The following is a 22,387-nucleotide window of genomic DNA, read 5'->3' as shown; positions in this document are numbered from 1 at the left end:
GGCTGGCTGGTCTCATGCAAGAAACAGCCGGTAAACGGGATTGCTGCTTTCGTCCCAATACGGATAGCCGAGCGTCGACAAGAACGCCGCGAACGCCGCGTTATCGGCTTGCGGGACCTGGATGCCGACGAGGATCGAGCTGTAATCCGCGCCTTGGTTGCGGTAATGGAACAGGCTGATGTTCCAATCGGGCGCCATCGACGAGAGGAACTTGATCAGCGCGCCCGGGCGCTCCGGAAATTCGAAGCGGAACAGACGCTCGTCGTGCGCGAGTGGCGAGCGCCCGCCCACCATGTAGCGGATGTGCTGCTTGGAAAGCTCGTCGCCCGTGAGGTCGACGGTGGGAAAGCCGTGCGCTTCGAACGTGCTCGCAATGGCGGCCGATTCGCCGCGGCTCTTGATTTGCACGCCGACGAAGATATGCGCCGCGCTCGCATCGGCGATCCGATAGTTAAATTCGGTCACGCTGCGCTCCCCGCCCACGAGTTCGCAAAAGCGCTTGAAGCTGCCGCGCTCCTCGGGAATCGTCACGGCGAAGACGGCTTCGCGCGCCTCGCCCACCTCGGCGCGTTCGGCGACGAAGCGCATGCGATCGAAGTTCATGTTCGCGCCGGAGGTGACGGCCACCAGCGTCTTTCCGGTCACACCCGTGCGCTCGGCATATTGCTTGGCCCCGGCCACCGACAATGCGCCGGCCGGCTCCAGCACGCTGCGCGTGTCTTGGAAGACATCCTTGATGGCGGCGCACAGGGCATCGGAATCGACCGTGAGAATGTCGTCCAACAGCTCGCGGCACAGGAGGAAAGTCTCCTCTCCGACGAGCTTGACGGCCGTGCCGTCCGAGAAGAGCCCGACCTCCTGCAGCGTCACGCGTTCGCCCGCGCGCACCGACTGCGCCATCGCGCACGAGTCCTCCGTTTGCACGCCGATGACCAAGATGTCCGGGCGGACGGCTTTGACGTACGCGGCGATTCCCGCGGCCAGGCCGCCGCCGCCGATCGGCACGAAGATGGCGTGAATGGGCGCCTGGTGTTGGCTGAGGATTTCCATCGCGACGGTGCCTTGGCCCGCGATCACGTAGGGATCGTCGAACGGGTGCACGAAGGTCAGGCCCCGCGCCTTTTGCAGTTCGATCGCGTGCGCGTAGGCGTCGCTGTACGATTCGCCGGCTTGCACGACTTCGACCGTCGGCCCGCCATGCGCGCGCACGGCGTCCACTTTCACTTGCGGCGTCGTGACCGGCACGACGATGACGGCTTTGACGCCCAGGCGCGCTGCCGAATAGGCGACGCCTTGCGCGTGATTGCCGGCCGAAGCGGTGATGACCCCGCGCCCCAGCGCGTCGGCGTCGATGTGAACCATCTTGTTGTACGCGCCGCGCAACTTGAACGAGAACACGGGCTGGTTGTCCTCGCGCTTCAGAAAGACACGATTGGACAGGCGAGTCGACAAATTGCGCGCCGGTTCGAGTTCCGTTTCTCGGGCCACGTCGTACACGCGGGCGGTCAGGATTTTCTTCAGGTAATCGTGGGATGAGGACATGGGAGTTGCGCGCGCGGCGCTCGGCGTAGGTCGGGTGCGAAAACGTCAATGATAGCGCCAACGGCCTACGCTTTTCCTCGTTGGAGCGGCAATGCCGGGCGTTTGCGAGCAAATCCGCATTGACCGGATGGACGGTCGGTCGGGCGCGCGCGGGCCGCTATATCGGTGTTTCGGGCGCGCCGCCGCGGGCGTCCCGGTCGCGAAATCGACGGTCCACGCATATCCGGATGATGCGGTAGAATTCTGTTTTAAGACCAGGACCGGATAATGCGCTGGCAGCCACGGACCGCCTCACTCACCCCAGCCCCGCGGGAAGCGCGTCCCGCGGCGCAGCGGCATGCCCGTCACGCACGATCGTGCTTCTGATTAGAGTCGGCCGCGCTTGCGCCTACGGGCGCCACGACCGCTCGCTCTCGACGCCCAGTTTCCAAAAATCATTGCGCGTGTCGCGCATTGCCGGCCGCAGTCGTCGATCGACGCTTTGTCCGGCCTATCGATCCGTCCGACCATGAACGCACCTCAAGTCTTCGACCCGCATGGCGCCGCGGCCACTGTCGCCGCCGACGCCGAACCGCGCTTGCGCGAGATTCCGTACAACTACACGTCGTTCTCCGATCGCGAGATCGTGATCCGCCTGCTCGGCGACGAACCGTGGAAAGTGCTCGACGAGCTGCGCGCCGAGCGCCGCACGGGCCGGTCGGCGCGCATGTTGTACGAAGTGCTCGGCGATATCTGGGTGGTGCGCCGCAACCCGTATCTGCAAGACGACCTGCTCGACAATCCGAAGCGGCGCGCGTTGCTGATCGAGGCGCTGAACCACCGATTGAACGAAATCGAAAAGCGCCGCCGCGCCGATTTGACGGAGCATGCCGACGAGGCGGGACTCGAGCGCGCCGCGCGCGTCGAGATGCTCGTCGCCGCAGCCCGGCGCGCCGTCGAATCGTTTGCGGCGGAGTTCGGCGCGATGGCCGATCTGCGCCGCCGGGCCACCAAGGCGCTGGGCCGGTGCACGCAGAAGGACAATATTCGCTTCGACGGCCTCTCGCGGGTGTCGCATGTGACCGATGCGACCGATTGGCGCGTCGAGTATCCGTTCGTCGTGTTGACGCCCGATACGGAAGCCGAGATGGCGCGTCTGGTCAAAGCGTGCTTCGAGCTCGGACTGACGGTGATCCCGCGCGGAGGCGGCACGGGCTACACCGGCGGCGCGGTGCCGCTCACGCCGTTTGCGGCCGTCATCAACACGGAAAAGCTGGAGCAGCTAGGCGCGGTCGAACTGACCGAGCTGCCGGGCGTGCCCACCAAAACCCCGACGATCTTCTCGGGCGCGGGGGTCGTCACGCGCCGCGTGACCGAAGCCGCCGAGGCCGCGGGCTATGTGTTCGCCGTCGATCCGACTTCGCTCGACGCCTCCTGCATCGGCGGCAACGTGGCCATGAACGCGGGCGGCAAGAAGGCCGTGCTGTGGGGAACGGCGCTCGATAATCTGGCCTGGTGGCGGATGGTCGATCCGGAGGGTAACTGGCTCGAAGTCACGCGGCTCGAGCACAATCGCGGCAAGATCCACGACGTCGATGTCGCGCGCTTCGAGCTGAAGTGGTTCGATGGCGAGTTCGGCCCGGGCGAGCGCTTGCTGCGCACCGAGACGCTCTCGATCGAAGGTCGGCGCTTTCGCAAGGAAGGTCTCGGCAAGGACGTGACCGACAAATTCCTCGCCGGCCTGCCGGGCGTGCAGAAGGAAGGCTGCGACGGCTTGATCACGTCGGCGCGCTGGGTGTTGCACAAGATGCCGGCCCACACGCGCACGGTGTGCCTCGAATTTTTCGGCCAGGCGCGCGAAGCGATCCCGAGCATCGTCGAAATCAAGGATTACCTGTTCGAGACGTCCAAGCGCGGCGGCGCGATTCTCGCCGGGCTCGAGCACTTGGACGAGCGCTACCTGCGCGCGGTCGGCTACGCGACGAAATCGAAGCGCAACGCGTTTCCGAAGATGGTCCTGATCGGCGACATCGTCGGCGACGACGCCGATGCGGTGGCCGCGGCCACCTCGGAAGTCGTGCGCATGGCCAACGGCAAGAGCGGCGAGGGGTTCGTCGCCGTCAGCGCGGAAGCGCGCAAGCGGTTCTGGCTCGACCGCAGCCGCACGGCCGCGATCGCCAAGCATACGAACGCCTTCAAGATCAACGAAGACGTGGTCATCCCGCTGAACCGGATGGGCGAGTACACCGACGGCATCGAGCGCATCAACATCGAGCTGTCGATCAAGAACAAGCTGGAGCTCGTCGACGCACTCGAAGCGTTCTTCAAGGGCGGCAATTTGCCGCTCGGCAAGACCGACGACGCCAACGAGATCCCCAGCGCCGAATTGCTCGAAGACCGGGTGCAGCAAGCGCAGCAACTGCTGCAGCGCGTGCGCGCGCGCTGGACCTTCTTGCGCGACAAGCTCGACTTGCCGCTGCGCGAGGCGCAGCACTACCTCGTGCAACTGGGCTACGAGGCGCTTGCCGAAAAATTCGCCGATCGCGTGGACGATCAGCCGGGCGTGACGGTTTTCCACGTGACGCAAGACCGGACGATTCGCGCCTCTTGGAAGCAGGAAATCCGCGCGGAGCTGCGCCAGATTTTCAACGGAGGGGAGTTCAAGCCGATCCTCGACGAAGCGCAGGCGATCCACAAGCGCGTGCTGCGCGCTCGCGTGTTCGTCGCGCTGCACATGCACGCCGGCGACGGCAACGTTCATACGAACATCCCCGTCAACTCCGACAACTACGAGATGCTGCAAGACGCGCACAAAGCGGTCGAGCGCATCATGAAGCTGGCGCGCTCGCTCGACGGCGTGATCTCGGGCGAGCATGGCATCGGCATCACGAAGCTCGAATTCCTCACAGAAGACGAGATCGCCGATTTCCGTGCATACAAGGAGCGCATCGACCCGCAGGGCCGCTTCAACAAAGGCAAGCTGCTGCCGGGCGCCGACTTGCGCAACGCGTACACGCCGAGCTTTGGCCTCATGGGCTACGAATCGCTGATCATGCAGCAGTCCGATATCGGCGCGATCGCCGATTCGGTGAAGGACTGCCTGCGTTGCGGCAAATGCAAGCCCGTGTGCGCGACGCACGTGCCGCGCGCGAACTTGCTCTACAGCCCGCGCAACAAGATCTTGGCCACTTCGCTGCTGATCGAGGCGTTCTTGTACGAAGAACAGACGCGCCGCGGCGTGTCGATCAAGCACTGGGACGAATTCAACGACGTGGCCGATCACTGCACGGTGTGCCATAAGTGCGTGACGCCGTGCCCGGTCAAGATCGACTTCGGCGATGTCTCGATGAACATGCGCAACTTGTTGCGCAAGATGGGCAAGAAGAAGTTCAACCCCGGTTCGGCTGCGGGCATGTTCTTCCTGAACGCGACCAATCCGCAGACGATCAATCTCGCCCGCACGGCGATGATGGGCGTCGGCTACAAGGCTCAGCGGCTCGGCAACGACATCTTGAAGAAGTTCGCCAAGAAGCAAACGGCGCATCCGCCCGCGACCACGGGCAAACCGCCGGTGGTCGAGCAGGTGATCCACTTCGTCAACAAGAAGATGCCCGGCAATTTGCCGAAGAAGACGGCGCGCGCGTTGCTCGATATCGAGGACAACAAGATCGTGCCGATCATCCGCAATCCGAAGACGACGACCGTCGATTCGGAGGCGGTGTTCTACTTCCCGGGCTGCGGCTCCGAGCGGCTGTTCTCGCAGGTGGGTCTGGCGACGCAGGCGATGCTGTGGGAAGCGGGCGTGCAGACTGTGCTGCCGCCTGGCTATCTGTGCTGCGGCTATCCGCAGCGCGGCTCGGGACAGTACGACAAAGCGGAAAAGATCGTCACGGACAACCGGGTGCTGTTCCACCGAGTGGCCAACACGCTGAACTATCTCGACATCAAGACCGTGGTCGTCTCGTGCGGCACCTGCTACGATCAGCTGGCCGGCTACGAATTCGAGAAGATCTTCCCGGGCTGCCGCATCATCGACATCCACGAGTTCCTGCTGGAAAAGGGGATCAAGCTCGACGGCGTCAAAGGCACGCGCTACATGTACCACGACCCGTGCCATACGCCGATCAAGACGATGGATTCGGTCAAGCTCGTCAATGAGTTGATGGGTTCGAGCAACGACGGCTACAAGATCGAGAAGAACGAGCGCTGTTGCGGCGAGTCGGGCACTTTCGCGGTGGCCCGCCCCGACATTTCGACGCAGGTGCGCTTCCGTAAGGAAGAAGAAATCCGCAAGGGCGCGGCCAAGCTGCGCGAGATTCCGGTCGCCTCGGCGAACCCGAATTCGGGCGCGGCCGACGGCGGCGCGGCGGCCAACGGTTCGGCCGACGTCAAGATACTGACGAGCTGCCCGTCGTGCTTGCAAGGACTCTCGCGCTACAACGAGGATGCCGATATCGAAGCCGACTACATCGTCGTCGAGATGGCGCGCCTCCTTCTGGGCGAGGACTGGATGGCCGATTACGTTCAACGCGCGAACGATGGCGGGATCGAGCGGGTGCTGGTGTAATAGCGCACGCGTGCAACTGCGCACGCGTGTAACCGCGCTCGCCGTCGTGGGTCGAACGCGAAGGGGCGATCATGGATTGCGTATTTTGCCGTGAGGAAGGCGGCGTCGTGCTCTGGCAGGACGATGCATTGCGCGTCGTATTGGCCGACGAGCACGACTATCCGGGCTTGTGCCGCGTGGTTTGGAACGCCCACGTGGCCGAGTTTTCGGATTTGGCATCCCAGGAGCGTCAACGCGTGATGCTGGCCGTGTATGCGACCGAGCGCGCGGTACGGCGCGTGCTGGCCCCTACCAAGGTGAATCTCGCGAGTCTGGGCAACCAGGTGCCGCACGTGCATTGGCACGTGATTCCGCGGTTTTCGAACGATGCGCATTTTCCGCTGCCGATCTGGGCGCCGCGGCAGCGGTCCGTCTCCGAGGCATTGCTGTCGCAGCGGCGCGCACAAGCCACGCTGATCGCCGACGCGCTGCGCCAGGAAATGACGCAGGCGGGCATGTGAAGCCCGGCTGCCGTGGGATGCGACGCGCCGCCGCAGGAGGGCGCGCAATCCGATCGCTGAATCGAACGAGAGGCAAGCAATGAGCGGAATGACTTCGCGCACGCCGGTGCCCACGGGCATCGTCGTTCATGCAAAATCGCGCACGCTGGAGCTGCAGTATGGGGACGGCGCGAGCTACCGGATTCCTTTCGAACTGATGCGGGTGTATTCGCCGTCGGCCGAAGTGCGCGGACACGGGCCGGGACAGGAAACCCTGCAAACGGGCAAGCGCGAGGTGTCGATCGTCTCGCTCGAGCCGGTCGGCAACTATGCGCTGCAGCCTACCTTCTCCGATGGCCATTCGACGGGCATCTATTCGTGGGATTTGCTCCACGAACTGGCGACGCGCCAGGACGAGCTGTGGCGCAGCTACTTCGATAGGCTTGCAGCCGCCGGCGTCGATCGCGACGCGCCGATGGCCGCGCCCGCCGCCGCGCGCGGCCACTGCCACTGACCGCACTAGCAGGGGCCGCTTCGCGAGTCGTTCGCGGCCATTTGTCCTTGCCTGCAAACGGCGCTCGCTGGAACGGCGCGGCGTGCGCTGATACGATCGCGCACCTATTTGAAAAACGCGGAGGATAACGCGATGAGCAAGACCCACTTCGGCTTCGAAACCGTCGACGAGCAGGAAAAAGCGAAGAAGGTGGCGGGCGTATTCCACTCGGTCGCGACCAATTACGACTTGATGAACGACTTGATGTCGGGCGGGCTGCACCGCGTTTGGAAGCAGTTCACGATCGCGCAGGCGCACGTGCGCCCCGGCTTCAAGGTGCTCGACATCGCGGGCGGCACGGGCGATTTGTCTCGCGCGTTCGCCAAACAGGCGGGACCGACCGGCGAGGTCTGGCTGACCGACATCAACGAATCGATGCTGCGCGTGGGGCGCGACCGCCTGCTCGACCGTGGCCTCGTCACCCCCGCGCTGCTCTGCGACGCCGAGAAAATTCCGTTTCCCGACAATTACTTCGACGTGGCGACGGTCGCCTTCGGCCTGCGCAACATGACGCGCAAGGAAGTCGCCCTTTCTGAGATGCGGCGCGTGCTCAAGCCGGGCGGCCGTTTGCTCGTGCTGGAATTCTCGAAGGTGTGGGAGCCGCTGAAGAAGGCGTATGACGTCTATTCCTTCAAGGTTTTGCCTTGGTTAGGCGCCAAATTCGCGAAAGATGCCGACAGTTACCGATATCTTGCGGAGTCGATCCGCATGCATCCAGATCAAGACACCTTGAAGACGATGATGGAGCAGGCCGGTCTCGACAGCGTGAAATATTACAATTTGTCAGCTGGCGTGGTAGCCTTGCACGTGGGGGTGAAGTATTAGAACCTCTAACTCATTGTTTTTATAAGGAATACTGCAATGGCCGATTCGCTTTCTCATTCTTCCAAACAGCTTTCATGGCATTTGACGAAGCGAATCAGGCTCTTTGCAGTGGCGACGATGCTAGCCGCCGGTACGCTTGCGACGCTCGATGCCGAGGCCAAACGCATGGGCGGCAGCCGTAGCTTCGGCCGGCAATCGCAGGCCACGATGCAGCGCGACGTCACGCCGCCCGCCCAGCAATCGACCCGCACGGCGTCTTCGGGCGCGCAAACGCCTGCCGGCGCGCAAGCGCAGCGCACGCAAAATCCACAGCCCGCGCAGGCCACCCCGGCGCGCTCGCGCTGGCTTGGGCCGATCGCCGGGTTGGCGGCGGGCCTGGGCATCGCCGCGTTGCTGTCGCACTTCGGTCTAGGCGGGGCATTCGCGAGCGCGATGGCAAACGTCATCGTGATCGCGCTGATGGCGATGGTCGGGATTTGGCTCGTGCGCAAACTGCTTTCCCTGCGCCGCCGCGGCGCAATCACGCCCGCGCTGGCGGGGGCCGGCGGCGCCTCGTCGGTGCGCCACGACGTCTTCACGGATCTGACGGCCAAGTCACAAGCCATGAGCGCCTCGGGCTCGTCCGCCGTGGCCGATGCGGGGCACGCGGCCTTCGCGCGTCCGGACGATTTCGACGAAGCGGCTTTCTTGCATCACGCGAAGGTGAATTTCGTGCGTCTCCAGGCCGCATGGGATGCGGGCAATCTCGCCGATATCGGCACGTTCTCCACGCCCGAAGTCTTCGCCGAACTCAAGCTCGAGCATGCCGCCCAGGCCGGCGAGCGCAACCAGACCGATGTCGTGCAGCTCAATGCCGAACTGATCGATCTCGCGGAAGATCCCCTCGAATATCGCGCGAGCGTGCGTTACAGCGGCCTGATCCGCGAGGTTTCCGGCCAGGCGGCGCAGCCGTTCGCCGAAATCTGGCAGTTGAGCAAGCCCAAGCAGGCCGGCGCAGGATGGGTGCTCGCCGGTATCGAGCAGGCTGCCGTGCATTGAGCGGCGCCGTCCGTTCGGCTCGGGGCATTCGTGCCGAGTCGTTTGGCCGGCGGTAGCGCCCGGGCGTCGGGCGCTACAATAGAGGCCCGCATCGGCTGCCGCCGGCGCGGGCTTTTTATTCCTACCCGATGACTCTTGCCGCCAAGCCCTTTGCCGCCGCCGTCAACCACTTGCTCGCTCGCGAAGCCTGGGCGCGCGAGCGCCTCGCGCCTTACGCCGGCAAGACGGCCCGTCTCGCGTTTTCCTCGATCGTTTTGACCTTCGCCATCGAGTCGGACGGCTACCTTGCGGCCGTCGATGCAAGCGATGCGAGAGCCGTCGACGTTTCGCTGGCGATCGGTCCCGATGCCCTCCCGGCCTTCATGCAAGGCGGTCAGGCGGCGGTGATGAAGCACGTGAAGATCGAAGGCGACGCCGAATTGGCCACGCAGCTCGCGAAGCTGGCCGAGCACTTGCGCTGGGAGCCCGAGGAGGATTTAGCGAAATTGATCGGCGACGCACCAGCCCACCGCGCCGCTGGCCTCGTGCGGGCGGCGGGAGATCAGGCCTTGCGTGCGGGTCGCAGCCTGCGCGATTCGATTGCCGAATATCTGCTCGACGAGAAGCCGCAGCTCGTGCGCCGCCGTGCGCTCGACGCGTTCAACGCCGAACTGGCGCGTACCCGCGATGCACTGGCGCGCGTCGAAAAACGGATCGAGCGTCTCGATCAGCAGGCGCTTGCGCGCCAGGCAGGCGCGTTGCGCCGCGTACGTTAGTCCGCGGGCCAGCCATGCGTCTACTGCGTTTTTTCAAGATCGTGTACACCGTCGTGCGCTTCGGGCTCGACGAAATGATGCTCAATCGCATCAGCGATCGCCGCGTGCGTTTTTTGCTGCGCATCACGACGGTCGGCCGCCGGTTCAAGGCGCCGCCGGCCGTGCGGCTGCGGCTCGCGCTCGAAAGCTTGGGCCCGATCTTCGTCAAGTTCGGGCAGGTGCTCTCCACACGCCGAGACCTGCTATCGGCCGAAGTCGCCGTCGAACTGGCCAAGTTGCAAGATCAGGTGCCGCCGTTCGACTCCGACGTCGCGATCGAAATCATCGAAAGATCGCTCGGCGCGCGCGTGGACGTATTGTTCGACGAGTTCGAGCGCGTGCCCGTGGCGAGCGCGTCGATAGCGCAGGTGCATTTCGCGAAGGTGAAGTCGGGCCAACATGCAGGCAAGGACGTCGCGATCAAGGTGCTGCGGCCGAACATGCTGCCCGTCATCGATTCGGATCTCGCACTGTTGCGCGATCTGGCGACCTGGGCCGAGCGGATCTGGGCCGACGGCAAGCGGCTCAAGCCGAGAGAGGTGGTCGCCGAGTTCGACAAGTACCTGCACGACGAACTCGACCTCATGCGCGAGGCGGCCAACGGCAGCCAATTGCGGCGCAATTTCGCGGGCCTCGATTTGCTGCTCGTCCCCGAAATGTACTGGGAGTTTTGCACCCAGAACGTGCTCGTGATGGAGCGCATGGTTGGCGTGCCGATCAGCCAGGTGGAGACGCTGCGGGCGGCGGGCGTCGACATCCCGAAGCTTGCGCGCGAAGGCGTCGAGATTTTTTTCACGCAGGTGTTTCGCGATGGCTTCTTTCATGCCGATATGCACCCCGGCAACATTCAGGTCAGCCTCGACCCGGCGCACTTCGGGCGCTATATCGCGCTCGATTTCGGCATCATCGGCGCGCTGTCCGACTTCGACAAGAATTACCTGGCGCAAAACTTCCTTGCGTTCTTCAAGCGCGACTATCACCGCGTGGCGACGCTGCATTTGGAATCGGGATGGGTGCCGCCCTCGACGCGGGTCGAAGAACTCGAGAGCGCGATTCGCGCGGTGTGCGAGCCGTATTTCGACCGGGCGTTGAAGGACATCTCGCTCGGGCAGGTGTTGTTGCGTCTTTTCTCCACCTCGCGCCGCTTCAACGTCGAGATTCAGCCGCAGCTCGTGCTGCTGCAAAAGACGATGCTCAACGTCGAGGGCCTCGGCCGCTCGCTCGATCCCGAGCTCGATTTGTGGAAGACGGCCAAACCCTATCTCGAGCGGTGGATGAACGAGCAGATCGGCTGGCGCGGCTGGTACGAGCGGCTCAAGGTCGAGGCGCCGCAGTGGAGCAAAACGCTGCCGCAGTTGCCGCGGCTCGTGCACCACATCCTCGCTGAGCGGCAAGACGGCGGGCGCCACACGCAAGATACCGCCATCAAACTGCTGTTGCTCGAGCAAAAGCGCACGAACCGTCTGCTCCAAGCGCTGTTGTTGTTCGGCGTGGCCGCGGGCGCGGGCGCCGTGCTGGCCCGAGCATGGCTCGCCCTCGCTTACGGAGCGTAACGCCATGGCCAAATCCTCCGCGCCCGGTCCGCGCGCCGCCGCCCACACGAGCGCCGGCGGCGCAAGCCCGGTTTTCTCGACGCGGGATCCAAACACCGCGGAGTTTTGGGACGAACGATTTCGCGAGGGCTACACGCCGTGGGACCAGGCCGGCGTGCCTTCGGCGTTCGCCGACTTCGTCGCGCGAAGCGCGCCGCGGACCGTGTTGATCCCCGGGTGCGGTAGCGCGCACGAGGCCGCTGCGCTGGCGCAAGCCGGTTGGACTGTGCGCGCGATCGATTTTTCGGCGGATGCCGTCGCCGTGGCGCGCAAGCAGCTCGGGGCCCGCGCCGCGCTCGTCGAGCAAGCCGATTTCTTCACCTATCGTCCGCCATTCGCGCCCGAGTGGATTTACGAGCGCGCGTTTCTATGCGCGTTGCCGCCCAAGCGCCGCGCCGACTATGCGGCTCGGATGGCGGAACTGCTTCGGCCCGGAGCCGTGCTGGCCGGGTTCTTCTTTTTCGACGAATCGCCGAAAGGCCCGCCGTTCGGCATATCGCGTGCCGACCTCGACGCATTGCTGGGTGACTCGTTCGAGCTGGTCGAGGACGAAGCGGTCAGCGATTCGATCCCGGTGTTCGCGGGGCGAGAGCGCTGGATGACCTGGCGTAGGCGTTGATCGCCCGGCCCCCCGGGGTTGATTTTTTGCGACCACGCCCCCATCTCGCAAACCGCGCAGGGCTGCGCCCGGATCACGGGGTGCGGCCAATTGCGGCTATAATTCAACGCTTTGCAAGCGCTCAACCGTTTTTTTGTCGGAAATAGTCGGGAACAGAATCATGCCGATCTACGCCTACCGTTGCGAATCGTGCGGCTTCGAGAAGGATGTGCTCCAAAAGATGAGCGACGCGCCGCTAACGCAGTGTCCGCATTGCGAGAAGGACTCGTTCCGCAAACAGGTAACGGCCGCCGGTTTCCAGCTCAAGGGTTCCGGCTGGTATGTCACCGATTTCCGCGGCGGCTCGAACGGCTCGAAAGGGGCCGCCTCGAGCGCCGGAGCAGCCAATGCCGAGGCCAAGCCTGAAGCGAAGGCCGAAACGAAGTCGGAAACGAAGTCGGACAGCGCGGCCGCGCAACCGGCCGCTAGCAGCGCGTCGGCCGCGACCGACGCGTAAGCGCCGCATCGCTAGCACGCGCCGCCGCCCGCATCTGCGCGCCGGTCGCTGCACGCGCCCTCGCGCCCGTTCGCGCATCGGCTCTCGATGTGCGCCGGCGCTAGGACGCGCGCCGATTCCTTTAGAAGCGGTTCCCTGGCGGTAGACATGAAGAAGACGACGCTGAAATCCGTGTTTTTGACCGGCTTGCTGGTTCTCGTGCCCTTGGCGATCACGCTTTGGGTGCTGGGGCTCATCATCGGCACGATGGACCAGACGCTGTTGCTGCTGCCCTCGGCGTGGCAACCCGAGAAATTGTTCGGCTTTCACCTGCCAGGCGTCGGGGCGTTGCTCACGCTCGCGTTCATCTTCATCGTAGGCTTGTTCACGCAGAACTTCGTCGGCCAGAAGCTCGTCACGTGGTGGGATGCGATCGTGCGGCACATTCCAATCGTCGGCCCGCTGTACACGAGCGTGAAGCAGGTGTCGGACACGTTGCTTTCGAGCAGCGGGAATGCGTTCCGCAAAGCGCTCCTGATCGAATACCCGCGGCGCGGCTCGTATACCATCGCGTTCCTCACGGGCACGCCGGGCGGCGATGTCGTCAATCACCTGCAAGCCGAGCATGTCAGCGTGTATGTGCCGACGACGCCGAACCCGACGTCGGGCTTTTTCCTGATGGTGCCCAAAGCGGAAGTCGTCGAGCTCGATATGACTGTCGATGCCGCGCTCAAGTACATCGTCTCGATGGGCGTCGTCGCCCCGCAAGGTCCGGCGAGCGTGCCGGCCCGCCGTCCGGTCGAGCCGCCCCTTTAGACCCTAGGCGCCGCGCCGCGAGCGAGTTCGCCGCGCGTTGCCCCTTTATGCCAAACGAAAGACGAATACCATGTCGATGAGATCTGAATACTGCGGTCTGGTGACCGAACACCTGCTGGGCCAAACCGTTTCGCTGTGCGGGTGGGTGCATCGCCGGCGCGACCATGGCGGCGTCATCTTCATCGACTTGCGCGATCGCGAAGGCTTGGTTCAAGTCGTCTGCGACCCGGACCGTGCCGAGATGTTCAAGGCGGCCGAAGGCGTGCGCAACGAGTTTTGCGTGCGCGTGGCGGGCGTCGTGCGCAACCGTCCGGAAGGCACGACCAATGCCGGGTTGAAGAGCGGCAAGATCGAAGTGCTTTGCCATGAGTTGACGGTGCTCAACGCATCGATCACGCCGCCGTTCCAACTCGACGACGACAACCTCTCGGAAACGACGCGCCTCACGCACCGCGTGCTCGACCTGCGCCGTCCGCAAATGCAGAACAACCTGCGTTTGCGCTATCGCGTCGCGATGGAAGTGCGCAAATATCTGGACGCGCAAGGCTTCATCGACATCGAAACGCCGATGCTCACGAAGAGCACACCCGAAGGCGCACGCGATTATCTCGTGCCCTCGCGTGTGAACGCCGGGCAATTCTTCGCGTTGCCGCAATCGCCGCAGTTGTTCAAACAGCTCTTGATGGTCGCGAACTTCGATCGTTACTACCAGATCGTGAAGTGCTTTCGCGACGAAGATCTGCGCGCCGATCGTCAGCCCGAATTCACCCAGATCGACTGCGAAACTTCGTTCCTCGGCGAGCAGGAGATTCGCGATCTGTTCGAGCAGATGATTCGCCACGTCTTTTCGGAGACGATCGGCATCGCGCTCGACGCGCCGTTCCCGGTCATGCAGTACTCCGAAGCGATGGCGCGTTTCGGCTCGGACAAACCCGACCTGCGCGTGAAGCTCGAGTTCACCGAGCTCACCGATGCGATGAAGGATGTCGACTTCAAGGTGTTCAGCGCGCCGGCCAACACGAAGGACGGCCGTGTGGCGGGGCTGCGGGTGCCCAAGGGCGGCGAGCTCTCGCGCGGCGATATCGACGGCTACACCGAATTCGTGCGCATCTACGGTGCGAAGGGCCTGGCGTGGATCAAGGTCAACGAGGTGGCGAAGGGCCGCGACGGCTTGCAAAGCCCGATCGTGAAAAACCTGCATGACGCGGCGATCGCGGCCATCCTCGAGCGCACGGGCGCGCAAGACGGCGACATCATTTTCTTCGCGGCCGATCGCGCGAAGGTGGTCAACGACAGTCTCGGTGCGCTGCGCCTGAAGATCGGCCATTCCGAATTCGGCAAGGCGAATGGGCTCGTGGAAGCCGGCTGGAAGCCGCTTTGGGTCGTCGACTTCCCGATGTTCGAGTACGACGAGGAAGAGGCGCGCTACGTGGCGGCTCACCATCCGTTCACGAGCCCGAAGGACGAACACCTGGAATTCCTCGAATCGGATCCGGGTCGCTGCCTCGCCAAGGCTTACGACATGGTCCTCAACGGCTGGGAAATCGGCGGCGGCTCGGTGCGGATCCACCGCGAAGAGGTGCAGAGCAAGGTCTTCCGCGCACTGAAGATCAGCGCCGAGGAAGCGCGGGCCAAATTCGGCTTCCTGCTCGATGCGCTCCAATACGGCGCGCCGCCGCATGGCGGCATCGCATTTGGTCTCGATCGCATCGTCACGATGATGGCCGGCGCCGATTCGATTCGCGACGTCATCGCCTTCCCGAAGACGCAGCGCGCGCAGTGTCTGCTCACGCAGGCGCCGAGCGCGGTGGACGAGCGTCAATTGCGCGAGTTGCATATCCGCCTGCGTCAGCCGGAGCAGCCGAAGGCCTGACGACCGCCTGCCGGTCGCTGCCCGAAAGGCGGTTTTCGACGTGAGCACCCCGTATATTGGATAGCCTCCGATTTACGGGGTGTTTTCGTTACCGGGTGTGGGAGCGGCCGCGTCTACCGTGATCGCTTACCGACGCAGGGCGGCATTGCTCTGCTCATTGCGCGCCCGGCGGGCCTCATCGACGCGTCGCCGCACCGCGTGTATCGCATACATCTGTCTCACGCGCTATGCTGACGGGCAAACGCGCACCCATCCGACACCATGCTCAAGCCGCCGAAAATTCCGGAGTCCGTCCTCGTCGTCATCTACACGCCCGCGCTCGACGTGCTGATCATCGAGCGCGCCGACCGGCCCGGCTTTTGGCAGTCGGTGACGGGCTCGAAAGATCGTATCGATGAACCGCTCGAAGAAACCGCTGCGCGCGAGGTGGCGGAAGAAACCGGCATCGTCGTGGGAAGCGCCCTCGTGAGCGCCGACGCGCTCGTCGATTGGGGCGAGCAGATCGAATACGAGATCTATCCGGTCTGGCGTCATCGCTATGCCGAAGGCGTCACGCGCAATGTCGAACACTGGTTCGGGCTCGAAGTCCCGCACCGGCTGGAAGTCACGCTCGCGCCGCGGGAGCACACGGCGCACCTCTGGCTGCCGTACGAGCAAGCCGCGGTGCGCTGTTTCTCGTCGTCGAACCGCGACGCCATCTTGCAACTGCCGCGGCGCCTCCACGCGGGCGCGTCGCTCGCGGGCGCTGTGCAGCGGCCCGAAGGCGCATGAGCCACCGGGGCGCGCGCCGCCTCGCGCGCATCGGTCGGGCGCTCGTATCGCGACGCCGCGCCTCGCGGCTTCATTTCACGGCCGGCAATGGGGTGCGGCTCTTCGCAAGCGGTGCCGACTACTTTGCCGCGTTGATTGCGCACGTCGATGCCGCCCGCGTCAGCGTCTCGATCGAAACCTATATCTTTTGCGATGACGAGGCCGGCCGCCCGGTGTCCGACGCGCTCGTGCGCGCGGCGCTGCGCGGCGTGCGGGTGCGCGTGATCACCGACGGCTTGGGCACGGGCCGGCTCGCGCTATTCGACGAGTGGGTCGCGGCCGGCGTCGAGCATCGCATCTACAACCCCGGTTTGCTGGGCCTGTTTGGGCGCTTCGGCCTGTCGCGCACACATCGCAAGCTCGCGCTCGTCGACGAGCGCGTGGCGTTCTGCGGCGGCATCAACGTCGTGGACGACTTCGCGGCCACGAGCGGCCGTCTCGAGCATCCTCGCTGGGATTTCGCCGTCGAGTTGACGGGGCCCGTGGTCGCAGACGTGCGCGCGGCGCTGGATGCGCAGTGGCGGCGCTTGACGCTCGGGCATCGCCCTTACGCGGAATCGATGTCGCGCGCGCTCGTGCCGTTGACGAAGGCGATGTCACGCGAGAGCGACGCGAGGAAGGAATCGGCTGCTCGCGCGGCCCGGCGCGCACTGAAAGCGCCGAGCGTGGCGTTCGTCGCGCGCGATAACTTCGTGAATCGGCGCGCAATCGAGAAGGCGTATCTCGTCGCCATTGGACGAGCTCGGCATGAAGTTCTGCTCGCGAACCCGTATTTCATGCCGGGCCGCAAGCTGCGTCGCGCGCTCGTGCGTGCGGCGCGGCGTGGCGTAGCCGTGCGCCTGCTCGTGGGCCGCAAGGAATTCGCCGCGCTCGACTGGGCCGTGCCGTATCTCTACCGCGTTCTTCTGAAAGCAGGCGTGCAGATCGGCGAGTACGAGAAGACGATGTTGCACGGCAAAGTGGCCGTCGTCGATTCGGACTGGGCGACGGTCGGATCCTCGAACCTCGACGCGCTGAGCCTCGTGCTCAACAATGAAGCGAACGTCGTGCTGATCGAGCATCCGGAAATTGCGCAGTTGCGCGAAGCGATACTGACGGCGTTCGACGAAGCGCGCCCGATCGATGCGGTGTGCTACGCCGCTCGGACGTTGCCCGAGCGGCTGACCAATTGGTTCGCCTATGCGCTGTATCGGGCGGTGATGAAGCTGTTGACCGTCGGCGGTTACGACTAGGCCGATCCGTCCCTACGTGGGTTGTCGCCCCGTCAGGTTAGATTCCGGTTTCTAATAAAGTCCTTGTTTCAAGGACGGTCGCGCTCAATAATAGTACGGCCGTTCGATTTTTTGGTTGCACAGCTATAAGAACGGTATAGAGACGCTATGCGAAAAGGTGAACAAACGCGAGCTGCAATTCTAGACGCAGCGCTCGATTTAGCGAGCCGGGACGGGCTCGAAGGCTTGACGATCGGCTTGCTCGCCGAGCGGATGCAGATGAGCAAGAGCGGCGTCTTCGCGCATTTCGGCTCGCGCGAGGATCTGCAGGTGGAGGTCGTTCGGGAATACCACCGCCGTTTCGAGGAGGAGGTGTTTTTCCCGAGCCTGCGCGAGCCGCGCGGCTTGCCGCGCTTGCGCGCGATGCTCGGCCGCTGGATGGAGCGGCGCATCCAGGAAGTCACGACGGGGTGCATCTACATCAGCGGCGCGGTCGAATACGACGACCGTGGCGACAACCCGGTTCGCGAGCAACTGGTGCTGAGCGTATCGACTTGGCGGGCGGCGTTGCTGCGCGCCATTTCGCAAGCTGTCGAAGAAGCACATTTGCGCTCGGACACCGATCCGGATTTGATGTTGTTCGAACTGTATAGCTTCACGCTCGGCCTGCATCACGACGCGCGCTTTCTGCATCTGCCCGATGCCGAGCGCCTCACGTGGGCCGCGTTGGAAAAAACGATTGTTTCGTATCAGAGCGAGAGCCGCCGGTAGTTGCGAGGTCATGTTCGGCGCATCGACCTGGCAGGCCGCTCGATCTCATCGTTGGAAACCTTTGGAGGAAGTCATGGGTCAGTACGCCGCGCCGCTGCGCGACATGCAATTCGTGCTGCACGAACTGCTGAACGTCGAAGACGAAGTGAAGGGCATGCCCAAGCATGCCGATCTGGATGTCGACACGATCAACCAGGTGCTCGAAGAAGCCGGCAAGTTCTGCGCGCAGGTGCTGTTCCCGCTCAATCAAAGCGGCGACCAGGAAGGCTGCACGTACGCGGGCGACGGTGTGGTGACCACGCCCAAGGGCTTCAAGGAGGCTTACCGCCAATACGTCGAAGCGGGGTGGCCTGCGCTCGGCTGCGATCCGGAATACGGCGGCCAGGGGCTGCCCGCATTCGTGAACAACGCGCTTTACGAAATGCTGAACTCGGCCAACCAAGCGTGGACGATGTATCCGGGCCTGTCGCACGGCGCCTACGAGTGCTTACATGCGCACGGCACGCCCGAGCAGCAGAAAGTCTATCTGCCCAAGCTCGTGGCGGGCGAGTGGACCGGCACGATGTGCTTGACCGAACCGCACTGCGGCACCGACCTCGGCATTTTGCGCACGAAGGCAGAATCGAACGGTGATGGTTCCTACCTCATCACCGGCACCAAAATCTTCATCTCGAGCGGCGAACACGACCTGGCCGAGAACATCGTCCACCTCGTGCTCGCACGCCTGCCCGATGCGCCTCCCGGCACGAAAGGCATCTCGCTGTTCATCGTCCCCAAGTTCGTGCCGAACGAAGCGGGCGAGCCGGGCGAGCGCAACGGCGTGAAGTGCGGCTCGATCGAGCATAAGATGGGCATTCATGCGAACGCCACCTGCGTGATCAACCTCGACAACGCGAAAGGCTGGCTCGTCGGCGAACCGAACCGTGGCCTGCAGGCGATGTTCGTGATGATGAACGCGGCGCGTTTGGGCGTGGGCATGCAAAGCCTGGGCTTGACGGAAGTGGCCTACCAAAACTCGTTGGTCTACGCGAAAGAGCGTCTGCAGATGCGCTCGCTCACGGGGCCGAAGGCGCCGGACAAGCCCGCCGATCCGATCATCGTGCATCCAGACGTGCGCCGCATGCTGCTCACGCAAAAGGCCTATGCCGAGGGCGCGCGCGCGTTCTCGTACTGGTCCGCCGTCCAGATCGACAAGGAACTCTCGCACGGTGACGAAGCCGTGCGCAAAGAAGCGGCCGATCTCGTTGCGCTGCTCACGCCGATCTTGAAGGCGTTCCTGTCGGACAACGCGTTCGAATGCACGAATCACGCGATGCAGATCTTCGGCGGTCATGGCTTCATCAAGGAATGGGGCATGGAGCAGTATGTGCGCGATGCCCGCATCAACATGATCTACGAAGGCACGAACGCGGTGCAATCGCTCGACTTGCTCGGCCGCAAGGTCTTGGGCGATATGGGCGCCAAGCTGCGCAAGTTCGGCAAGCTCGTGACCGATTTCGTCGAAGCCGAAGGCGTCAAGCCGGAGATGCAGGAGTTCATCAACCCGCTCGCCGACATCGGCGACAAGGTGCAAAAACTCACGATGGAAATCGGCATGAAGGCGATGCAGAACCAGGACGAAGTGGGCGCGGCGGCCGTGCCGTACTTGCGCACGGTCGGCCACCTCGTGTTCTCGTACTTCTGGGCGCGCATGGCGCGCATCGCGCTCGACAAAGAAGCGTCGGGCGATCCGTTCTACAAATCGAAGCTCGCCACGGCGCGTTTCTACTTCGCCAAGCTGCTGCCCGAGACGGCCAAGACCATCCGTGAGGCGCGTGCAGGCTCCAAGACTTTGATGGAAGTCGACGAAGCGCTGTTCTAAGTCTGCGCAATGCAAAGCCGCGCGGCGCGCACGAGACGGCGCGCCACGCTCAACCGGATTTACCGCGGCTCGGCGCTGTGCGACGTACGCACCGAGCCTGCGAACATGCATGACTCCGAAGGAGGATAGACGTGAGCAATCTGATCATTCGCAAGGTGGCCGTGCTCGGCGCCGGCGTGATGGGCGCGCAGATCGCCGCGCACCTGATCAACGCCAAGGTGCCGGTGCTGCTGTTCGATCTTCCGGCCAAGGAAGGCCCGAAGAACGCGATCGCGTTGAAGGCGATCGAGAACCTGAAGAAGCTGTCGCCCGCGCCTTTCGGCGTCAAGGACGACGCCCGCTATGTCGAGCCGGCGAACTACGAGGACGACATCGCCAAGCTCGCCGAGTGCGATCTCGTCATCGAAGCGATCGCCGAGCGCATGGACTGGAAGCATGATCTGTACAAGAAGGTCGCGCCGCATCTCGCGCCGCATGCGATCTTCGCGAGCAACACGTCCGGCTTGTCGATCACCAAGCTGTCCGATGGATTCTCCGACGAATTGAAGTCGCGCTTTTGCGGCGTGCATTTCTTCAATCCGCCGCGCTACATGCATCTGGTCGAACTGATCCCGACTTCGCACACGCGGGCGCAGATCCTCGACGATCTCGAATCGTTCCTGACGAGCGTCGTGGGCAAGGGCGTCGTGCGCGCCAAGGACACGCCCAATTTCATCGCCAACCGCGTCGGCGTGTTTTCGATTCTCGCGGTCGTCGCGGAAGCGGCCAAGTTCGGTTTGCGCTTCGACGAAGTCGACGACTTGACGGGTTCGCGCTTGGGTCGCGCAAAGTCGGCCACGTTCCGTACGGCCGACGTCGTGGGCCTCGATACGATGGCCCACGTCATCAAGACGATGCAGGACAACCTGCCCGACGATCCTTTCTTGCCCGTCTACGAGACGCCGGCCGTGCTGGCCGCGCTCGTCGCCAAGGGCGCGCTCGGCCAGAAGAGCGGCGCGGGTTTCTACAAGAAAGAAGGCAAGACCATCAAAGTGCTCGACGCGAAGACGGGCGAGTACGTCGAAGGCGGCGCGAAGGCCGACGAATTGGTCGGGCGCATCTTGAAGCGTCCTTCCGCCGAGCGCCTGAAGTTGTTGCGCGAATCGGAGCACCCGCAAGCGCAATTCCTCTGGTCGATCTTCCGCGACGTGTTCCACTACATCGCCGTGCATTTGGCGTCGATCGCCGATAACGCGCGCGACGTCGACCTCGCCATCCGCTGGGGCTTCGGTTGGAACGAAGGTCCGTTCGAAGGCTGGCAAGCCGCGGGTTGGAAACAAGTGGCGCAGTGGGTGCAAGAGGACATCGCGGCGGGCAAGGCGCTCGCCAATGCGCCGCTGCCCGGGTGGGTATTCGAGAGCGCGGTCGCGGAACGCGGCGGCGTGCATACCGACGAAGGCTCGTGGTCGCCGGCATCGAACACATTCGAGCCGCGTTCGACGCTGCCCGTCTATCGTAAGCAAGTATTTCGCGCGCCGCTCGTGGGCGAGACGGGCGTCGATCCTAAGCGCTACGGCAAGACGCTGTTCGAGAACGATTCGGTCCGCGCGTGGGTCGATGACCGAGCCGGCGAAGACGATGTCGTCATCGTCTCGTTCAAGACGAAGATGAACACGATCGGCCCGGGCGTGCTCGATGGCCTCGCGCAAGCGATCGAACTCGCGGAGCAATCGTACAAGGGCGTGGTCGTGTGGCAGCCGAGCTCGCTCAAGCTCGGCACGCCGGGCGGCCCGTTCTCGGCCGGCGCGAACTTGGAAGAGGCGATGCCCGCGTTCATGATGGGCGGCGCCAAAGGCATCGAGCCGTTCGTCAAGAAATTCCAGCAAGGCATGCTGCGCGTGAAGTATGCGAACGTGCCCGTCGTTGCGGCGGTCTCCGGCATCGCCCTCGGCGGCGGCTGCGAGTTGATGCTCCAGAGCGCCAAGCGCGTCGCGCATATCGAAAGCTATGTCGGCCTCGTCGAAGTCGGCGTCGGTCTCGTGCCGGCGGGCGGCGGGCTGAAGGAAGCCGCGCTGCGCGCCGCCGATGCGGCTGCGAGCGTCGGCGCATCGAACGGCGAATTGCTCAAGTTCCTCTCGAAGTCGTTCGAGAACGCGGCGATGGCCAAGGTGTCGGGCTCGGCGCTCGAAGCGCGCGCCATGGGCTACCTGAAGCCGTCGGACACTATCGTCTTCAACGTCTTCGAATTGCTCGATACGGCGAAGAAGGAAGCGCGCGCGCTTGCCGCGGCGGGCTACCGTCCGCCGTTGCCGGCCAAGCAGATTCCCGTGGCCGGGCGTTCGGCAATATCGACCATCAAAGCCCAACTCGTGAACATGCGTGACGGCAACTTCATCAGCGCGCACGACTTCTTGATCGCCTCGCGTATCGCCGAAGCGGTGTGCGGCGGCGACGTCGAAGCAGGCAGTCTCGTCGACGAAGAATGGCTGCTCGCGCTCGAGCGTCGCGCCTTCGTCGATCTGCTGGGCACGCAAAAGACGCAAGAGCGAATCATGGGCATGCTGCAGACCGGCAAGCCGGTGCGCAACTAATTCGGCAGGAGC

17 protein-coding genes are annotated in these 22,387 nt (G+C 64.0%); 16 read left to right on the top strand and 1 reads right to left on the bottom strand.

Annotation, left to right across the window (positions count from 1 at the left end):
* Positions 1-12: 12 nt before the first annotated feature.
* On the bottom strand, positions 13-1,542 hold the full coding sequence (gene ilvA, locus MMB74_RS04225) for a threonine ammonia-lyase, biosynthetic (protein WP_277427351.1): 1,530 nt from the start codon (positions 1,540-1,542) through the stop codon (positions 13-15).
* Between the two features lie 508 nt (positions 1,543-2,050).
* On the opposite strand from ilvA, the gene MMB74_RS04220 reads away from it, so the two are divergent.
* From MMB74_RS04220 to MMB74_RS04145, 16 genes are all read left to right on the top strand, one after another.
* Entirely contained in the window at positions 2,051-6,088 is a 4,038-nt protein-coding gene (locus tag MMB74_RS04220; protein WP_277427350.1) for a DUF3683 domain-containing protein, read from the top strand.
* A gap of 71 nt (positions 6,089-6,159) precedes the next feature.
* Positions 6,160-6,588 (top strand): HIT family protein, encoded by a 429-nt coding sequence (locus MMB74_RS04215; protein ID WP_277427349.1) that lies wholly within the window; start codon positions 6,160-6,162, stop codon positions 6,586-6,588.
* Between the two features lie 79 nt (positions 6,589-6,667).
* Positions 6,668-7,081: a DUF971 domain-containing protein gene (locus tag MMB74_RS04210; RefSeq protein WP_277427348.1), complete on the top strand. Its 414-nt coding sequence runs from the start codon at positions 6,668-6,670 to the stop codon at positions 7,079-7,081.
* 132 nt (positions 7,082-7,213) lie between these two features.
* Positions 7,214-7,945: a bifunctional demethylmenaquinone methyltransferase/2-methoxy-6-polyprenyl-1,4-benzoquinol methylase UbiE gene (gene ubiE / locus MMB74_RS04205; protein WP_277427347.1), complete on the top strand. Its 732-nt coding sequence runs from the start codon at positions 7,214-7,216 to the stop codon at positions 7,943-7,945.
* Positions 7,946-7,981: 36 nt separating this feature from the next.
* On the top strand, positions 7,982-8,983 hold the full coding sequence (locus tag MMB74_RS04200) for a TIM44-like domain-containing protein (RefSeq protein WP_277427346.1): 1,002 nt from the start codon (positions 7,982-7,984) through the stop codon (positions 8,981-8,983).
* Between the two features lie 128 nt (positions 8,984-9,111).
* Entirely contained in the window at positions 9,112-9,738 is a 627-nt protein-coding gene (locus MMB74_RS04195; protein ID WP_277427345.1) for an SCP2 sterol-binding domain-containing protein, read from the top strand.
* A 14-nt stretch (positions 9,739-9,752) separates the two neighbouring features.
* Positions 9,753-11,330 carry a ubiquinone biosynthesis regulatory protein kinase UbiB gene (gene ubiB, locus MMB74_RS04190; protein ID WP_277427344.1) on the top strand — a complete coding sequence of 526 codons (1,578 nt, stop codon included), beginning with the start codon at positions 9,753-9,755 and terminating at the stop codon, positions 11,328-11,330.
* 4 nt (positions 11,331-11,334) lie between these two features.
* A complete protein-coding gene (locus MMB74_RS04185; RefSeq protein ID WP_277427343.1) occupies positions 11,335-11,988 on the top strand; it encodes a methyltransferase domain-containing protein in 654 nt (217 codons plus the stop codon).
* Between the two features lie 160 nt (positions 11,989-12,148).
* On the top strand, positions 12,149-12,484 hold the full coding sequence (locus MMB74_RS04180) for an FmdB family zinc ribbon protein (RefSeq protein ID WP_277427342.1): 336 nt from the start codon (positions 12,149-12,151) through the stop codon (positions 12,482-12,484).
* 147 nt (positions 12,485-12,631) lie between these two features.
* The gene (locus MMB74_RS04175) at positions 12,632-13,279 is read left to right on the top strand and encodes a DUF502 domain-containing protein (RefSeq protein ID WP_277427341.1); all 648 of its coding nucleotides are present in this window, start codon (positions 12,632-12,634) and stop codon (positions 13,277-13,279) included.
* 70 nt (positions 13,280-13,349) lie between these two features.
* Positions 13,350-15,152 (top strand): aspartate--tRNA ligase, encoded by a 1,803-nt coding sequence (gene aspS / locus MMB74_RS04170; RefSeq protein WP_277427340.1) that lies wholly within the window; start codon positions 13,350-13,352, stop codon positions 15,150-15,152.
* Between the two features lie 261 nt (positions 15,153-15,413).
* Positions 15,414-15,923: a dihydroneopterin triphosphate diphosphatase gene (gene nudB / locus MMB74_RS04165; RefSeq protein ID WP_277427339.1), complete on the top strand. Its 510-nt coding sequence runs from the start codon at positions 15,414-15,416 to the stop codon at positions 15,921-15,923.
* Complete coding sequence (clsB, locus tag MMB74_RS04160) at positions 15,920-17,194, top strand: cardiolipin synthase ClsB (RefSeq protein ID WP_277427338.1); 1,275 nt, start codon at positions 15,920-15,922, stop codon at positions 17,192-17,194. Before nudB ends, clsB begins: the two co-directional genes overlap by 4 nt.
* Positions 17,195-17,341: 147 nt before the next feature.
* Positions 17,342-17,944 (top strand): TetR/AcrR family transcriptional regulator, encoded by a 603-nt coding sequence (locus tag MMB74_RS04155; protein WP_277427337.1) that lies wholly within the window; start codon positions 17,342-17,344, stop codon positions 17,942-17,944.
* Positions 17,945-18,017: 73 nt separating this feature from the next.
* Complete coding sequence (locus MMB74_RS04150; protein ID WP_277427336.1) at positions 18,018-19,805, top strand: acyl-CoA dehydrogenase C-terminal domain-containing protein; 1,788 nt, start codon at positions 18,018-18,020, stop codon at positions 19,803-19,805.
* Positions 19,806-19,936: 131 nt separating this feature from the next.
* Positions 19,937-22,375: a 3-hydroxyacyl-CoA dehydrogenase/enoyl-CoA hydratase family protein gene (locus tag MMB74_RS04145; RefSeq protein WP_277427335.1), complete on the top strand. Its 2,439-nt coding sequence runs from the start codon at positions 19,937-19,939 to the stop codon at positions 22,373-22,375.
* The last annotated feature ends 12 nt before the right edge of the window (positions 22,376-22,387 follow it).

This window comes from Trinickia sp. Y13 (assembly GCF_029522115.1).
Lineage (GTDB): Bacteria > Pseudomonadota > Gammaproteobacteria > Burkholderiales > Burkholderiaceae > Trinickia.
The sequence above is the reverse complement of the archived record's forward strand: the minus strand, read 5'-3'. Positions and strand labels throughout refer to the sequence as shown.

Bases quoted from the DNA above. Each gene is read 5' to 3' on its own strand.
- MMB74_RS04200 (WP_277427346.1), top strand. From the start codon at position 7,982: ATGGCCGATTCGCTTTCTCATTCTTCCAAACAGCTTTCATGGCATTTG.
- ilvA (WP_277427351.1), bottom strand. From the start codon at position 1,542: ATGTCCTCATCCCACGATTACCTGAAGAAAATCCTGACCGCCCGCGTG.
- nudB (WP_277427339.1), top strand. From the start codon at position 15,414: ATGCTCAAGCCGCCGAAAATTCCGGAGTCCGTCCTCGTCGTCATCTAC.
- MMB74_RS04185 (WP_277427343.1), top strand. From the start codon at position 11,335: ATGGCCAAATCCTCCGCGCCCGGTCCGCGCGCCGCCGCCCACACGAGC.
- ubiB (WP_277427344.1), top strand. From the start codon at position 9,753: ATGCGTCTACTGCGTTTTTTCAAGATCGTGTACACCGTCGTGCGCTTC.
- MMB74_RS04175 (WP_277427341.1), top strand. From the start codon at position 12,632: ATGAAGAAGACGACGCTGAAATCCGTGTTTTTGACCGGCTTGCTGGTT.
- clsB (WP_277427338.1), top strand. From the start codon at position 15,920: ATGAGCCACCGGGGCGCGCGCCGCCTCGCGCGCATCGGTCGGGCGCTC.
- MMB74_RS04150 (WP_277427336.1), top strand. From the start codon at position 18,018: ATGGGTCAGTACGCCGCGCCGCTGCGCGACATGCAATTCGTGCTGCAC.
- MMB74_RS04180 (WP_277427342.1), top strand. From the start codon at position 12,149: ATGCCGATCTACGCCTACCGTTGCGAATCGTGCGGCTTCGAGAAGGAT.
- MMB74_RS04155 (WP_277427337.1), top strand. From the start codon at position 17,342: ATGCGAAAAGGTGAACAAACGCGAGCTGCAATTCTAGACGCAGCGCTC.
- ubiE (WP_277427347.1), top strand. From the start codon at position 7,214: ATGAGCAAGACCCACTTCGGCTTCGAAACCGTCGACGAGCAGGAAAAA.
- aspS (WP_277427340.1), top strand. From the start codon at position 13,350: ATGTCGATGAGATCTGAATACTGCGGTCTGGTGACCGAACACCTGCTG.
- MMB74_RS04220 (WP_277427350.1), top strand. From the start codon at position 2,051: ATGAACGCACCTCAAGTCTTCGACCCGCATGGCGCCGCGGCCACTGTC.
- MMB74_RS04215 (WP_277427349.1), top strand. From the start codon at position 6,160: ATGGATTGCGTATTTTGCCGTGAGGAAGGCGGCGTCGTGCTCTGGCAG.
- MMB74_RS04195 (WP_277427345.1), top strand. From the start codon at position 9,112: ATGACTCTTGCCGCCAAGCCCTTTGCCGCCGCCGTCAACCACTTGCTC.
- MMB74_RS04210 (WP_277427348.1), top strand. From the start codon at position 6,668: ATGAGCGGAATGACTTCGCGCACGCCGGTGCCCACGGGCATCGTCGTT.